This is a genomic window from Pseudorhizobium halotolerans (assembly GCF_902153235.2).
Classification (GTDB): domain Bacteria; phylum Pseudomonadota; class Alphaproteobacteria; order Rhizobiales; family Rhizobiaceae; genus Neorhizobium; species Neorhizobium flavum.
In genome coordinates, this window is the sequence record NZ_CABFWE030000001.1 from 283,943 (window position 1) to 298,109 (window position 14,167).

Below are 14,167 nucleotides of genomic sequence, written 5' to 3' on the forward strand. Positions count from 1 at the left end.
ACAAAGAACAAGCCGCAGCCGCTCGCCATCTTCACCCGCAACGAAACTGGAGATGACAGATGGCGGACGTCCCGGCTTCCCATGCAGAGCCCGTTGACGAGGGAGGAGATCTTCTCCTCTGGATCCTGGTGTGGAGCGAACTGGTTACCTTCGGCATTCTCTTTGCCGCATTCCTGGTGGTATCGCTTTTCCAGCCCGCCGAATTCGCTGCCGCCAAGCTTCAGCTCTCCACTCGGATTGCCGGCTTCAACACGATCGTGCTCCTTGCCAGCAGCTGGACGGCGGCCCTCGCCGTGCATGCCGTCTCGAACCGCCGCCTGCAGCAGGTTTACCTTCCGGCAACTGCGGTTCTCGGATTCGGCTTCGTCGCCGTCAAGCTTGCAGAATACGCCGCCGAGATCCCGGCGGCCGGAGATGCCGCCTTCGGCTCCTTCTTCGAGCTTTACTTCCTCATAACCGGCTTCCATTTGGCCCATGTTGCCTTCCTGGCCCTGGTCCTGTTGCTCATCGCTTGGAAGCCGCGCCAGTCGAACGTCGTGATGGCCACAACGATCTGGCACGTCGTCGACCTCATCTGGCTGGTAATGTTCCCGCTCCTCTACCTCGGATGAATCTCATGACCGCGAAACAGTCTGCCCGCCTCTTCACCAGCGCCAACTGGGTCATGATGCTCGCCATCATTGGAGCGCTGATGACAGCTCAGTGGAAACATCAGGCTGTACCGCTGACGATCCTCGCCGTGCTCCTCGTTTTTACCGTCATCAAGGCACGACTGATCATCCTCGACTTCATGGGCTTGCGCGCCGCACGTCCCGCCATGGCGATTGCACTCTGGACCTGGCCGACCCTCTTTTCGTTCGCCTCCCTGGGTCGTGCCCTCGGCTCGCACTGGTTCGGCTGAGCCCCTCTACATAGCGAAAGTTTAGCCGGCTGCCTGTATTCCGGCGGCATCGCCGCCTACCGCTGATGTATTTGCCAAAAAGCAAAGAAGCGCAGCCCGAAAAACCGCAAACACACCGTGGCCCACCGAGTCCGATCTGACATCGCGTCGGTGGCCGCGACGCAAACTTGCCCGCCGGAGATCAGCCGGACGGGCGCCAGGAAAGGACCTCGGCATGTCAGAACGCCTGACAAAGACCGGAGCGCGCAACGTCTTCTATGGCGGCTCCGCGTTCTTCTTCGCTATATTCCTCGGGCTGACGGCGCACAGCCACTACTACATACGCACCACCTCCACCGACGAATCGACGCTGACGGATGCCGTCGCGCGCGGCAAGCATGTCTGGGAGGAGAACTCCTGCATCAACTGCCACTCGCTCCTCGGCGAGGGCTCCTATTTCGCACCTGAACTCGGCAATGTCTGGATCCGCTATGGCGGCCACGAAGACGCTGAAACGGCCCGCGACACGCTGAAAGGTTGGATGGCGGCCATGCCCACCGGCATCGAGGGACGTCGCCAGATGCCACAGTTCAACCTCACCGACCAGCAACTCGACGACCTCGCTGCCTTCCTGGAATGGACGAGCCGGATCAAGACGCAGAACTGGCCGCCAAACGACGCCGGCTGACCTGAGGGAAAAGGAAGACCACCATGAAATATCAAACCCAGAAGGTCGCGATGCTGTATTTCTACGGCGCGCTCGGCCTCTTCGTAGCCCAGGTCCTGTTCGGAGTCCTAGCCGGCACGATCTATGTCCTGCCCAACACGCTCTCCGAGCTCCTGCCGTTCAACATCGTGCGGATGATCCATACCAACGCATTGATTGTCTGGCTGCTGATCGGCTTTATGGGTTCCACCTACTACCTGCTTCCGGAGGAGGCGGAAACGGAGCTCTACAGCCCGAAGCTCGCCATCATCCAGTTCTGGCTCTTCCTCGGCGCCGCAGCGGTTGCCGTGGTGGGCTACATGTTCAAGATCCACGAAGGCCGCGAGTTCCTGGAGCAGCCCTTCATCATCAAGGTCGGCATCGTCGTCGTCTGCCTGATGTTCCTGTTCAACATCACCATGACCGTCCTCAAGGGTCGCAAGACGGTCGTCACCAACATTCTGATCTTCGGTCTCTGGGGTGTGGCGATCTTCTTCCTCTTCGCCTTCTACAACCCGGCCAACCTGGCACTCGACAAGATGTACTGGTGGTATGTCGTCCATCTGTGGGTCGAAGGTGTCTGGGAGCTGATCATGGCGTCCATCCTCGCCTACCTGATGATCAAGCTGAACGGCATCGACCGCGAGGTCGTCGAGAAGTGGCTCTACGTCATCGTCGGCCTGGCCCTCTTCTCAGGCATCCTCGGCACCGGCCACCATTTCTACTGGATCGGCGCTCCGGGCTACTGGCAGTGGATCGGCTCGCTCTTCTCCACGCTTGAAGTGGCACCCTTCTTCACCATGGTGATCTTCACCTTCGTGATGACCTGGAAGGCCGGCCGCAAGCATCCGAACCGTGCCGCGCTGCTGTGGTCGATCGGCTGCTCCGTCATGGCCTTCTTCGGCGCCGGTGTCTGGGGCTTCCTGCACACCCTGTCGTCGGTGAACTTCTATACCCATGGCACGCAGGTAACTGCCGCCCACGGCCACCTCGCCTTCTTCGGCGCCTATGTCATGCTGAACCTCGCGGTCATGGCCTACGCGGTACCGGAAATCCGTGGTCGCGCCCCGTACAACCAGATGCTCTCAATGGTCAGCTTCTGGATCATGTGCACGGCGATGTCGGTGATGACCTTCGCACTGACCTTCGCAGGCGTGCTGCAGGTCCATCTCCAGCGCGTCCTCGGCGAGAGCTACATGGACGTCCAGGACCAGCTGGCGATGTTCTACTGGGTCCGCCTCGGTTCGGGGGTCTTCGTCCTCCTGTCCGCCCTCATGTTCCTCTGGGCCTTGTTCGTGCCGGGTCGCCAGCGGCTTCCCTCCGCCTCGGCGGCAGTTCCGGCCGAATGAGAGGTGCGGCCCCGTCACGACCGGGGCCGCACCCACCGCCTCCATTGAAAGGATCCGACTATGAACCTCCATCTTTCCGCCAACGCGCCAAATAAGGCGCTAGTGCCCCACTACATCCCGGCGGGCAACGAGTGCGAACTCTTCGAACTGGCCTGGAAGCGCAATCTGCCGCTTCTTCTTAAAGGTCCGACTGGCTGCGGCAAGACCCGCTTCGTCAGCCATATGGCCGCCAGACTGGGCCTGCCGCTCTCCACCGTTTCCTGCCATGACGACCTTGCCGCCGCTGACCTCACAGGGCGCTATCTCCTGAAGGGCGGTGATACCGTCTGGGTAGACGGGCCACTCACTCGCGCCGTCCGCAATGGCGGCGTCTGCTATCTCGACGAGGTTGTGGAAGCCCGCAAGGATGTCGCCGTCGTCCTGCACCCTCTGACCGACGACCGTCGTATCCTGCCGCTCGAACGAACCGGCGAGACGCTGGAGGCTCCCGCAGAGTTCATGCTCGTCGTGTCCTACAATCCCGGCTATCAGAACATCCTGAAGGCCCTGAAGCCGTCGACGAAGCAGCGTTTCGTGGCGATCGAGTTTGATTTCCTTCCCAAGGAGCAGGAGATCGCGATCGTTTCCGCCGAAAGCGGCCTCGAGGAGCGCCATGTGGCACCGCTGGTCAATCTCGCTCAGAGGCTGCGCGCGATGAAGGGACACGATCTCGAAGAAGGCGTTTCGACCCGCCTCCTCGTGTACTGCGCATCGCTGATCGAGAGCGGTTTGAAGCCACGCGAGGCGATCTCCGCAGCGCTGATCGAGCCGTTGACGGACGATCCGGATGTACGGCTGGCGCTACGCGAAGTGGCAGGCGCAATCATTCCCTGAGGCAATCATGTTCGAGTTCCTGGAACTGGAAGAAACCGTCGGGAAGACATGGCATCGCCTTGTCGGCCAGACCCGCAGCATGCCGCGCTATCCCGAGCAGGCCGTACGCCTTGACGAGGTCTCTCCCGTGCTGGCCTCCTGCTTTCGCGGCTTCGGCGGCGAAAGCACTTGCCAGTTGGTGCCTGCGGCACAGAAGACCAACGGCCACAGGCTGAAATTGCGACAATTGATCGGCCTCGGAGAGGAACGGATAGCGCGCATAGGCCGTGACTTCGCGCGCGTCATGTTGCCGGCAGAAATTGACTTCTTCCCGGACCGGGCCCTCAACCGCAGTCTCTATATCTGGCTCACCGCCTATCTCGCGCTCGCCCCGTCACGAGGGATCAATGCGGACGAGCCGCTGGCGCGTGACCTTGCCCGGATCGAGCGGGCGGAGGAGACGGTCCGGGAGGTGCTGAAGGCCTTCCCGGGTCTGCGGGCAAGTTATCGCAACCTCTGCGGCGCCATTCTAGCGGAGCGGCAGCGCGGAAAGCTGCCGCCGGTGGAACAGCTCGTTGAGAACAGGATCCTGAGCATCCTGCGAAAGGCGGCCTCGCTAGAGGATCCGCTGCCCGCATCGATCTTTCCGCGACAGTCGCCGCCCGGCTACCAGCCAATGATGGATGTGCCCCTCTGGCCGGAGTTCTTTCATACCAGCGAGACGGCACCCGCCAATTCCGAAACTGACAGTCCACTAGGTGATGCCAGCGCACCTGCCGGCGGCAAGCGCTTCGTGGCCCAGCGGGAGGCCGTCGACGACAAGCGCAACGAGCGGAGCCCGTTCATCCTGAATCGCTTCGAGAAGATTCTCGCGATGGCCGAGATGGTCAATGTCGACCGTCCGACCGACGACAAGGATGATGAGGACGGCAAGGCTGCGGAGGATCTCGATGACATGGTCCTGGGGCGCCGTCGCGAACGCCCTTCGTCGCGATTCCGCTTCGACCTCGACCTGCCGCCGGAAATGCTCGACCTGAGTCACATAGAAGCGGAACTCAGCTACCCCGAATGGGACTACCGGAAATCGACCTATCTCAAGAGCTACTGCCGCGTACTGGCGGCACCGGCTTCCGAGAAGGGAGATGCGCTGGCGACCGATGACGAGACACGGAGGCTCGTGAAGAAGGTCCGCCGTCAGTTCGAGATCCTGAGGCCGCGCCATGAGCTGCTGAAGGCACAGCTGGACGGCTCGGAGCTCGACATGGATGCCGTGGTCCGCTCGCGGACCGACCTCATCGCCGGCGGGCAGGGTAGTGATCGCATTCACCTGATGAGCCGGCCGCAGACCACGGATCTGGCGGTGACCATCCTTGTCGACGTGTCACTGTCGACGGATGCATGGATCGACAATCGCCGCGTTCTCGATGTCGAGAAGGAAGCGTTGCTGGTGCTGGCGCAGGGCCTTTCCGCCTGCGGTACCGACCATTCGATCCTGACCTTCACGTCGCGGCGCCGCTCATGGGTCCGCGTCGAGACAGTCAAGGCCTTCGACGAGGCGATGGGGCAAGCGGTCGAGAATAGGATCGGCGCTCTGAAGCCCGGTTACTATACGCGGCTCGGCGCTGCGATGCGCCATGCGACCGCCGAACTGCAGAAGCGGCCGAATCGCACAAAGCTCCTGCTGGTGCTGACGGATGGAAAGCCGAACGACATCGACCATTATGAGGGTCGTTTCGCTCTGGAAGACAGCCGCCGTGCGGTCCAGGAAGCGCGCCGCAACGGCACCAAGGTCTTCGCCGTGACGGTCGACCGGGACGCCCAATCCTACCTGCCGATCATGTTCGGCCGCAATGGATATGCGCTCGTCGGCGACATCTCAAAACTGCCGGCGGCACTGCCGGCCATCTATCGCGGCCTGACGACTTAGGGCGGGGGCGTCGGCCGCACGGAAGAGCCCGGCGGGACATCCCCCAGCCGGGCTCTTTCTGTTTCTGTAGAAGTTCTTTTGTCTACGCGGCCTTGCTGTAGGTCCGCTGCGAGGCTCCGAGATAGGCATCGAACGCAGCCGCAACGGCGCGAATGACAAAGCGATGGGCGTCATTGACCTGGACCGTACCGGCACCACGACGGATCAGTCCGTCGCTTTCCAGCGCGTCAAGCGCCTTGTTATCCTTCAGCAGGAGGTCCGCGTCGAAATCATGCGCGGCGCAGATTGCAGCCACGTCAACCGAGAAGTCGCACATCAGCCTCTCGATAACTTCAGCACGGAGCCGGTCTTCCGACGTCAGCGCGTAGGTCTTGGCCGTCGGCAGTTCGCCGGTGGAGACGCGGTTGGCGTAGAGGCCGGGCGGCACTTCGTTCTGATGGTATCCCTGGCCGAGCCTGCCGATCGCCGACGCACCGAGGCCGACGAGCGTCTCACAGGCATCGGTGGTATATCCCTGGAAGTTCCGGTGCAGGCGTCCTTCGCGTTGTGCAACGGCCAACTCGTCATCAGGCAAGGCGAAGTGGTCGAGACCGATCTGTCGATAGCCGGCCGCCACGAGCCTCTCCGCAATCGCCTCCGCCTGGGCGTGGCGTCCCTGCGCATCCGGAAGTGCAGCCTCGTCGATCAGTCGCTGGTGCTTCTTGAAGGTGGGGATATGGGCGTAGCCGAAAACCGCGAAGCGATCCGGACGCATCTGGACGGCAGTGTCCACCGTTTCGACGCAGGATTCGACCGTCTGGAACGGTAACCCGTAGATCAGGTCGAAATTGATGGCATGGATGCCGTTCGCCCTCAGGCCATCAACGGCCTTCAACGTCGTCTCCGCAGTCTGGATGCGGTTGATCGCCTTCTGCACCTTCGGATCGAAGCTCTGCACGCCAAGGCTCGCGCGCGTGACGCCGGAACGTCCGAGCGCTTCCATCATCTCCGCCTGCAGCCGGCGGGGGTCGATCTCGACCGCCGTGTTGACCTCGGGAGCAAAGCCCAGCTTCGTCCGCAATGCCTGCATCAGCGCAACGAATTCCTCGGGCTCGATGATTGTCGGAGTGCCTCCACCGAAGTGAATCTCCCCGACATTAAGGCTGTCTTTCCGCTGAGCGGCGACCAACTCGATCTCGCGGTGCAGGACGTCGAGATAATCGAGGATCGGCTTGTCCTTCTCCGTAATGGTCGTGTGACAGCCACAGTACCAGCACATGGAGCGGCAGAAGGGGATGTGGAGGTAAAGTGAGGTGGCACGGTCGGTTGGAATCGAGCTCAACCAGCCGGCGTAGGTGCCGGGGACAATATCGGCCGTGAAGTTCGGAGCGGTGGGATAACTCGTATAGCGCGGCAGGCGCGCCTCGCCGTATTTTTCCACGATGGACTGCGACATGGAAATCTTCCTTCTAGCATTTCAGCTCAAGGAACTACCGGCGATCCACGGGGCCGTCTTTGCGCAATGTCAATTGATCGGTGCACCAGCGGGATTGTTTGTCGCACCACAAAGTGGGCCGCTAACGGCCGCGATAGGTTGAGATCGGGATGAGTTCGGCCTGCTCTCCCACCCATCATCAACCAGGCCTTCGGAAAGACATAGATGTCGAATACTGCCGAGATCCCTCTGATCGACGTGAGGCTCATTCCGCCTCCGGAGCGTCACCCGCGCATCTTTGGTCTGTTGACCACACTTGAGCCAGGCGCCGCGATGCATGTCGCGAGCAACCATGACCCGCGACCGCTGCACTATCAGATCGAAAGCCGCTACCCGGAACAGTTCGACTGGAACTATCTTGAACAAGGGCCGATGACCTGGCGCGTCGAGATCACGCGCGCAAAAAGCTCCGGCTGCGACTGCTGCTGCGGACACTGAGGAACAGAGACATGCAAGGCGCCTCGATTTCCCGCTGGACCATGACCTACTTCGCGACGTCGCTCGTCTTTCTTCTGATCGGGCAGGCACTTCTTGTCGTGGGTTTCGGATACCCTGTCCTGCAGGTCGAGGCGCCGGAAACGCTGGTCATCGTCCATCTGCTGGCGATCGGCTGGCTAGGGCTGCTGTTCTGCGGCGCCTTGCTTCAGTTCGTCCCTGTTCTCGTGGCTCGCCCCCTCCATGCGCCGTCGCTCGCGCTCCACGCGTTGATCCTGCTCATCGTCGGACTTCTTCTTCTCTGCCTCGGTTTCCTCCACCTGGGGGGACGCATCGAGGTCAGTGCCTTCCTCCTGCCGATGGGGGCAATGCTGCTGACGATCGGATTCGGCTTCATCATCTACATGATCGGCGGGACGCTGGTCGCCGGCACACCACTCGCTTTGCCGGCCCGCTTCGTTGCGTTGGGCCTTCTGGCACTTGGCGGCACGGCCGGTCTCGGATTTCTCTTCTCTCTTCAGCTGTCAGGCCTCACCGGCAGTACACCGCTAGCGAATTTCCTGCCTGACGGCCTGTCGATCCATGCCTATCTCGGTCTCGTCGGCTGGATGAGCGTCAGCGCCTTCGGCGTCAGCTACCGCCTGTTGGCGATGTTTCTGCTGGCACCGGAGCGGGAGCGGCGGACGAGCCGGTTCGCGTTCTATCTGCTTGCAGCCTCGACAACGATTGCCATGTCGCTTGTGCTTGTCCTTCTGCTGGGTGGCACGATACACGGCCTTATCTACGCCAGCATGGCACTCGCCGCCGTCGCTGCGCTTCTCTTCAGTACAGACGTCGTCGTCATGTATCGACAGCGCAAGCGAAAGGCGCTGGAGCTGAATACTCTCATCACTGCTGTCGCAGTAGGCGCCCTGCTGGTTTCCGTATCGGCCTTCATTCTGCTGGCCACCTTTGGAGAACTCCAGCGACAGCTCGCACCCCTCGTCTATCTCGTCTGCTTCGGATGGCTGACGACGCTTGGCCTGGGCCAGCTCTACAAGATCGCTGCCTTCATGACATGGCTGGAGCATTACGGCCCCGTGCTCGGCCGACAGGCTGTTCCGAGGGTACAGGATCTTGTCAATGAACGCCGCGCCTCCAGATGGTTCTACCTCTACATCTGTGCGGTGGCCGCGGCTGTTCTCGCGCTTCTTGTGGGATCCCTGGCCCTCTTCCGCACTGTCGCCTTGCTGCAGACCGTGTCGGTCGGCATGCTGGCGCTCGAGATCGCCCGCACCCGCCGGCTGCGCTATGTATCGCTTTCGTCGGGCAGTGCGGTGATCATCCCGCGCCCGAATCTGTTCCTGCCCCACCCGCTCGAAAGGAAATGACTATGGCCACAGAATTCAAGACGCTGGATGTTCGGCCGATCCTTGAGTCGGGCGGCGAGCCTTTTCAGGCCATCATGGGAGCAGTTGACGCTTTGGCTCCGGGCGAGGGCCTGAAACTCCTTGCACCCTTCCGGCCGCAACCGCTGTTTACGGTCATGGCGCGGCGTGGCTTCGACTATGAACTCGAAGAACTGCAGGATGGCGACTTCGAAGTCCGGTTCCTGCCCAAACAGGCCGAGCCGGAAATCCGCTATTCGGGAGATGGTCCGTCGCCCGACCTCTGGCCGCAACCCTCGATAGACCTTGACCTGTCGGAACTCGATCCGCCGGAGCCGATGGTCAGGCTGCTAGCGGAAGCAGAGCGTCTCGATCCAGGGGAGGTCATCTTCGCCGTCCTGTCTCGTGAACCGTTGTTCCTGTTTCCCGAGCTGACGAGCCGTGGGCATCAATGGGTCGGCAACTTCGACGCGACCGGAAACCTGTATCGCATCATGATCCGTGTCGGATCGAGGGCCGAGTGATGGCTGGGGGCCATCAGAACGATCTGACGGAACGGGTCCGTGAGGCTTTGACCGCCGTCATCGATCCAGAGCTGGGCAAGAATGTCGTCGCACTGGGCCTTATCTACGGCGTCGAGGCAAGCGACGCGGGAACTGTTCGGATTACGATGACGACGACGACGCAAGGTTGTCCGGCTTCTGCCTTCCTGGTGGATGCCGTTCGCTATGCGACCCAGTCGGTCGAGGGCGTGCTTGAGGCGGATGTCCGGCTGACCCATGAACCGCGCTGGGATCCTGGGATGATGGCCCCCTGAGCGAGGGGACCATCCAGACACGCTGCCCAGCGCTCAGCCGATCTTGCGCCTGACCCGTGTCAGCATCGGCGCATATTCGACCAGGAAAAGACCGAAGGCCAGCAGCCAGCTCGCACCCGAGATGACGTACAACAGCCGGGCATGGTCCGGGAGGAAATCCGCTATCGGTCGGACAATGGCTGCGACCACAATCGCCACATAGATAATCGAGGTCGTGCGAGATGCGGTCAACACGCGGCCGGTGTGCCCACGGGTGGCACGGGTCATCACGGCAAGCATCATCGAGGTCACGGTACCGACCGTCAGGACATGCAGGGCAGCGGTCGGCGAAACCACGCCGAGAGCGGCGACGGCAATACCAAGAAACCCGAGCGGCACGAAGAGATAAGCCACGTGCAGAACCATGACCAGATGCTCATCCAGCGTGGTCCAGCCACGCCAGCGCGTCAGCCGCGCTGCATGAAGCATGAAAGCGGCACAGGTCAAAGCGGCAACGATCCATCCTTCCGCAAGAAGCACCCAAGCGGCGAGTGCGGCAACTCCGGTAAGAATCGCCACGCTGTCAAAGCGGCTGTATGGGGCCGGGAAGTCCGTGCGACCGACCTTGTTGATCCAGTTCCGGGTGAAGCTTGGGATGATGCGTCCACCGATGATCATCACCAGTACGACATAGGCGGAGACCGCAAGCTTGATCGCGATATCCGGATGGCCACCCTGCATCACCTGGAGATGAAACAGGATATTGCCGGAGGTGAGGGCGAGCAGTCCCCCCATGACCTTCAGGTCCTTCCACTTCCGGCCAGCGACGACCTCCCGCACACAGATCAGCAACAAGGTCGGCAGAAACAGGCTGTCTATGGCAGCCACCGTTCCCGTGGCGATGTTCGGAATCAGGAACACAAGCCGCCCGACCAACCACAATGCAAACAGCCAGAACAGCGGCCAGCCGGACACCGGCAGCCTGCCCGTCCAGTTCGGTACCGCCGTCAGAAGAAAGCCGGCGAGCACGGCTGAGGAATAGCCGAACAGCATTTCATGCGCATGCCAATGGGCAGGGCCATAATCCTCGGCGACCGGTAGAAGGCCCGTCAGACTTGCGATCCAAAGAGCCATGGTGACGACGGCCCACACGGCCGCGCCGAGAAAGAACGGCCGGAACCCATAAGAAAAAAGCACTGGCGCGCTCTGCGACAGCCCCCTCGGAATGCCGCCCTTTCGGGCTTGTTCTGCGGAACCTGAGGCCATGAATACTCTCCTTCTGTATCTTGATCTTTGTCTATTCCAGGAGAGCAGAAGGGTCTTTGCGAATGCGCAATGAAAATCGCTCGCCAAATTTGTCTTGGCTCAAAGATGCTATTGCGAACCAATACTAGTTTCCGTGACCAGAGAGACGGAGATGGCTCCGCCACTCAGTCTAGGAGAAAGACGATGACACAGTTCAATTTGACCAGACGTTCGATGTTGGCCGGTGCTGCCATTGCCGGCGCCATTGGTCCGCTCGTCCAGGCCTCGTTCGCCAGGGCGAATGAGGAAGTCGCCCCCATTACCACCCCGACGGATCTGTCTGCGCTGAAGCGCGTCAAGGTCGACCTGGTAAAGCCCCCATTCGTTCATGCCCACACCCAGAAGGCCGTTGGCCCGCCGAAGATCGTCGAATTCACAATGACGATCCAGGAAAAGAAGATGGTCATCGACGACCAGGGCACCGAACTTCACGCCATGACGTTTGACGGTTCTGTCCCTGGTCCGATGATGGTGGTTCACCAGGACGACTACGTCGAGCTGACGCTTATCAACCCGGAAACGAACGAACTGCAACATAACATCGACTTCCACTCGGCAACGGGTGCGCTGGGCGGTGGAGCGCTGACGATCGTCAACCCCGGCGAGAAGGCTGTGTTGCGCTTCAAGGCCACCAAGGCAGGTGTCTTCGTCTACCATTGCGCACCTCCCGGGATGGTTCCCTGGCACGTTACCTCGGGCATGAACGGCGCGATCATGGTATTGCCGCGCGAAGGCCTGACGGACGGCCACGGCAAGGAACTGGTCTACGACAAGATCTACTATGTCGGCGAACAGGACTTCTACGTGCCTCGCGACGAGGCGGGGAACTTCAAGAAGTATGACAGCGTGGGCGAATCCTATGCCGACACTCTGGAAGTCATGCGGACCCTGACACCCACGCACATCGTCTTCAACGGCGCCGTCGGTGCCTTGACGGGCGAGAACGCCATGACCGCCGCTGTCGGCGAAAAGGTGTTGATCGTCCATTCGCAGGCAAACCGCGACACCCGTCCGCACCTGATCGGCGGTCATGGCGACTATGTCTGGGCAACCGGCAAGTTCCGCAACCCTCCGGATCTGGACCAGGAGACCTGGTTCATCCCTGGTGGCACCGCCGGCGCAGCCTTTTACACCTTCGAGCAGCCGGGCATCTACGCCTACGTGAACCACAACCTGATCGAGGCTTTCGAACTCGGCGCCGCGGCACACTTCAAGGTGACCGGCGACTGGAACGACGACCTGATGACGGCCATCGTTTCGCCGACCGGAAGCTGATCGACAACCGGAGGCGCGGGTTCGCCCGCGCCTCCAAACCTCAGATGACATGTTGACGGGCCACTGCCCGAGGTTCGCCCAAGGAGGCGATCATGTCCGCCACAGCAAGCAAGACCGCTTTCTCACTCTTCCAGACCGCCCTTCCACTGGCCTTGATTTCGGCTCTCGGCATCGGCATTGCGCATCAGGCTGGGTTCTTCGCGGCCGCTCCGTCCACGGCTGCTCTCTACCAGCCACAGACTGTGGTCATCCCGCCCCGTACCTTCCAGTATCGGACAGACGGGGAGTATGTACGGGGAGTTAACCCGATCGACGCTCCGAAATCGACTGTCACGCGTACAGATGCACTCACCATCATGAAGTATCAGGTGACGCTGTCGGAATACGACGCTTGCGTCATGGAAGGCGCCTGCGCGCCTGCAGCACGTCCGAGCACATCCGACACGAACCTTCCCGTCACCGGCGTCAACTACGACGACGCCCAGGCGTATGCGCGCTGGCTTTCGGAAAAGACCGGCGAATACTGGACCTTGCCATCCGATCAGGATCTGGCGTTTGCCGCCGGCAAGAGCTTTCCCGACGATGCCTCCGGGCTCGATCCAGACAACAAGAACCCGGCCCTGAAATGGATCGCCGACTACGAACGTGAAGCCGCGTCGAGATCGAAGCGAAATCCGGCACCGCAGCCTATCGGGAGCTTCGGGGAGAACGAGTTCGGCCTTGCCGATTTCGGTGGAAACGTCTGGGAATGGACGAGCACCTGCCACAGACGGGTCAACCTCTATGACAACGGGAGCCAGAAGGGTGTGGAGACCATCTGCGGCGTCAACGTGGCCGTCGGTCCACATCGTTCGCCGACCAGCAGCTTCATCCGCGACCCTCGCGGCGGCGGTTGCTCAGTCGGGACGCCCCCGGACAATCTGGGCTTCCGGCTGGTGAAGTCGGCGGCGTGGTATGCCCCGGTCCTGCAGATGGTTCGCGCGAAGGGCCTGGCAGGTTAGTCGGGCGCCGTCAGGCCTCGCCTCTTCCGACAGCGGCAGTGATCATGTATCCTGCACCGCGATATCGGAGAGTGACAGAGTGAAGATCGACAAGAGCCTAGTCCGGGCATTCCCGCTGTTCGAAAAGATGAGCGACGAAAGCCTGGAGAAGCTGCTGGCGCATTCCACCTCGCGGCGCGTCCCACCCGGCGAAGCCGTTTTCGAGCAAGGGGCAGCGGCGACGCATTTCTTCCTGCTTCTCCATGGACGCCTCAAGGTCACGCAGGTGACAGCGAGCGGCCAGCAGATCATCGTCCGCGTAGTCCACCCCGGGGATCTCTTCGGGTTCGCGAAGGCGCTGCAGCGAGCAGACTACCCGGGAACGGCGATTGCCGCCGCTGAAAGCGTTGCACTCAGTTGGCCGACGCATCTCTGGCCAGAGTTCATCGACCACCATCCGCGCCTTGCCGTCTCGGCAATGCACACGATCGGTCAGCGTCTCGAGGAGGCCCATACCCGAATTCGTGAGATGTCGACCGAGGAAGTGGAGCGGCGCGTTGCCCACGCGGTGCTCCGTCTGACGAAGCAGGCTGGCAAGGCCGAGGGCTCAGGCGTAAGGATTGACTTCCCGATTTCGCGCCAGGACATCGCCGAGATGACGGGAACGACGCTCCATACCGTTTCACGGATCCTAAGCGCCTGGGAAAGCAAGGGGCTTGTGGAAGGCGGGCGACAGAAGCTCCTCGTCCGCGATATCAAGGGCCTATCGGACTTGGCTGAGACTGCCAAGGATTAGGTCTGATCAGAGGCCGCGGACGCGG

General features: G+C 61.5%; 15 protein-coding genes. 13 read left to right on the forward strand and 2 right to left on the reverse strand.

What is annotated here, in order from left to right:
- The first annotated feature begins 59 nt into the window (after positions 1-59).
- The 6 genes from FN060_RS01330 (at position 60) to FN060_RS01355 (ending at position 5,714) form a co-directional block, all read left to right on the forward strand.
- Positions 60-611 (forward strand): cytochrome c oxidase subunit 3, encoded by a 552-nt coding sequence (locus FN060_RS01330; RefSeq protein ID WP_142586539.1) that lies wholly within the window; start codon positions 60-62, stop codon positions 609-611.
- A gap of 5 nt (positions 612-616) precedes the next feature.
- Positions 617-901: a hypothetical protein gene (locus FN060_RS01335; protein WP_142586540.1), complete on the forward strand. Its 285-nt coding sequence runs from the start codon at positions 617-619 to the stop codon at positions 899-901.
- 214 nt (positions 902-1,115) lie between these two features.
- Positions 1,116-1,568, forward strand: coding sequence for a c-type cytochrome (locus FN060_RS01340; RefSeq protein ID WP_052640603.1), 453 nt, complete (start codon positions 1,116-1,118; stop codon positions 1,566-1,568).
- A gap of 23 nt (positions 1,569-1,591) precedes the next feature.
- Positions 1,592-2,935: a nitric-oxide reductase large subunit gene (locus FN060_RS01345; protein ID WP_077546983.1), complete on the forward strand. Its 1,344-nt coding sequence runs from the start codon at positions 1,592-1,594 to the stop codon at positions 2,933-2,935.
- A 60-nt stretch (positions 2,936-2,995) separates the two neighbouring features.
- Positions 2,996-3,808: a CbbQ/NirQ/NorQ/GpvN family protein gene (locus tag FN060_RS01350; protein ID WP_142586541.1), complete on the forward strand. Its 813-nt coding sequence runs from the start codon at positions 2,996-2,998 to the stop codon at positions 3,806-3,808.
- A 7-nt stretch (positions 3,809-3,815) separates the two neighbouring features.
- Entirely contained in the window at positions 3,816-5,714 is a 1,899-nt protein-coding gene (locus FN060_RS01355) for a nitric oxide reductase activation protein NorD (RefSeq protein WP_142586542.1), read from the forward strand.
- A gap of 82 nt (positions 5,715-5,796) precedes the next feature.
- On the opposite strand, the gene hemN is transcribed toward FN060_RS01355, so the two are convergent.
- Positions 5,797-7,149, reverse strand: a complete 1,353-nt coding sequence (hemN, locus tag FN060_RS01360; RefSeq protein WP_142586543.1) for an oxygen-independent coproporphyrinogen III oxidase — start codon at positions 7,147-7,149, stop codon at positions 5,797-5,799.
- Between the two features lie 204 nt (positions 7,150-7,353).
- Between hemN and FN060_RS01365 the strand changes: the two genes are divergently transcribed.
- Genes FN060_RS01365 through FN060_RS01380 form a run of 4 tightly spaced genes read left to right on the forward strand, consistent with a single transcriptional unit; the run spans position 7,354 to position 9,807 of the window.
- Positions 7,354-7,626 carry a DUF2249 domain-containing protein gene (locus tag FN060_RS01365; RefSeq protein WP_142586544.1) on the forward strand — a complete coding sequence of 91 codons (273 nt, stop codon included), beginning with the start codon at positions 7,354-7,356 and terminating at the stop codon, positions 7,624-7,626.
- Positions 7,627-7,637: 11 nt separating this feature from the next.
- The gene (locus FN060_RS01370) at positions 7,638-8,993 is read left to right on the forward strand and encodes a hypothetical protein (RefSeq protein WP_142586545.1); all 1,356 of its coding nucleotides are present in this window, start codon (positions 7,638-7,640) and stop codon (positions 8,991-8,993) included.
- Positions 8,990-9,514, forward strand: a complete 525-nt coding sequence (locus FN060_RS01375) for a DUF2249 domain-containing protein (RefSeq protein WP_142586546.1) — start codon at positions 8,990-8,992, stop codon at positions 9,512-9,514. The genes FN060_RS01370 and FN060_RS01375 overlap by 4 nt, the downstream gene beginning before the upstream one ends.
- The gene (locus FN060_RS01380) at positions 9,514-9,807 is read left to right on the forward strand and encodes a metal-sulfur cluster assembly factor (protein ID WP_142586547.1); all 294 of its coding nucleotides are present in this window, start codon (positions 9,514-9,516) and stop codon (positions 9,805-9,807) included. The genes FN060_RS01375 and FN060_RS01380 overlap by 1 nt, the downstream gene beginning before the upstream one ends.
- Positions 9,808-9,840: 33 nt before the next feature.
- On the opposite strand, the gene FN060_RS01385 is transcribed toward FN060_RS01380, so the two are convergent.
- Complete coding sequence (locus tag FN060_RS01385; RefSeq protein ID WP_142586548.1) at positions 9,841-11,052, reverse strand: NnrS family protein; 1,212 nt, start codon at positions 11,050-11,052, stop codon at positions 9,841-9,843.
- 183 nt (positions 11,053-11,235) lie between these two features.
- On the opposite strand from FN060_RS01385, the gene nirK reads away from it, so the two are divergent.
- The 3 genes from nirK (at position 11,236) to FN060_RS01400 (ending at position 14,142) form a co-directional block, all read left to right on the forward strand.
- Positions 11,236-12,366 (forward strand): copper-containing nitrite reductase, encoded by a 1,131-nt coding sequence (gene nirK, locus FN060_RS01390; RefSeq protein ID WP_142586549.1) that lies wholly within the window; start codon positions 11,236-11,238, stop codon positions 12,364-12,366.
- 92 nt (positions 12,367-12,458) lie between these two features.
- Positions 12,459-13,367 carry an SUMF1/EgtB/PvdO family nonheme iron enzyme gene (locus FN060_RS01395; RefSeq protein ID WP_142586550.1) on the forward strand — a complete coding sequence of 303 codons (909 nt, stop codon included), beginning with the start codon at positions 12,459-12,461 and terminating at the stop codon, positions 13,365-13,367.
- A 79-nt stretch (positions 13,368-13,446) separates the two neighbouring features.
- Positions 13,447-14,142 carry a Crp/Fnr family transcriptional regulator gene (locus FN060_RS01400; RefSeq protein ID WP_077546993.1) on the forward strand — a complete coding sequence of 232 codons (696 nt, stop codon included), beginning with the start codon at positions 13,447-13,449 and terminating at the stop codon, positions 14,140-14,142.
- Positions 14,143-14,167 lie beyond the last annotated feature (25 nt).

Bases quoted from the DNA above. Each gene is read 5' to 3' on its own strand.
- FN060_RS01330 (WP_142586539.1), top strand. From the start codon at position 60: ATGGCGGACGTCCCGGCTTCCCATGCAGAGCCCGTTGACGAGGGAGGA.
- FN060_RS01335 (WP_142586540.1), top strand. From the start codon at position 617: ATGACCGCGAAACAGTCTGCCCGCCTCTTCACCAGCGCCAACTGGGTC.
- FN060_RS01340 (WP_052640603.1), top strand. From the start codon at position 1,116: ATGTCAGAACGCCTGACAAAGACCGGAGCGCGCAACGTCTTCTATGGC.
- FN060_RS01345 (WP_077546983.1), top strand. From the start codon at position 1,592: ATGAAATATCAAACCCAGAAGGTCGCGATGCTGTATTTCTACGGCGCG.
- FN060_RS01350 (WP_142586541.1), top strand. From the start codon at position 2,996: ATGAACCTCCATCTTTCCGCCAACGCGCCAAATAAGGCGCTAGTGCCC.
- FN060_RS01355 (WP_142586542.1), top strand. From the start codon at position 3,816: ATGTTCGAGTTCCTGGAACTGGAAGAAACCGTCGGGAAGACATGGCAT.
- hemN (WP_142586543.1), bottom strand. From the start codon at position 7,149: ATGTCGCAGTCCATCGTGGAAAAATACGGCGAGGCGCGCCTGCCGCGC.
- FN060_RS01365 (WP_142586544.1), top strand. From the start codon at position 7,354: ATGTCGAATACTGCCGAGATCCCTCTGATCGACGTGAGGCTCATTCCG.
- FN060_RS01370 (WP_142586545.1), top strand. From the start codon at position 7,638: ATGCAAGGCGCCTCGATTTCCCGCTGGACCATGACCTACTTCGCGACG.
- FN060_RS01375 (WP_142586546.1), top strand. From the start codon at position 8,990: ATGACTATGGCCACAGAATTCAAGACGCTGGATGTTCGGCCGATCCTT.
- FN060_RS01380 (WP_142586547.1), top strand. From the start codon at position 9,514: ATGGCTGGGGGCCATCAGAACGATCTGACGGAACGGGTCCGTGAGGCT.
- FN060_RS01385 (WP_142586548.1), bottom strand. From the start codon at position 11,052: ATGGCCTCAGGTTCCGCAGAACAAGCCCGAAAGGGCGGCATTCCGAGG.
- nirK (WP_142586549.1), top strand. From the start codon at position 11,236: ATGACACAGTTCAATTTGACCAGACGTTCGATGTTGGCCGGTGCTGCC.
- FN060_RS01395 (WP_142586550.1), top strand. From the start codon at position 12,459: ATGTCCGCCACAGCAAGCAAGACCGCTTTCTCACTCTTCCAGACCGCC.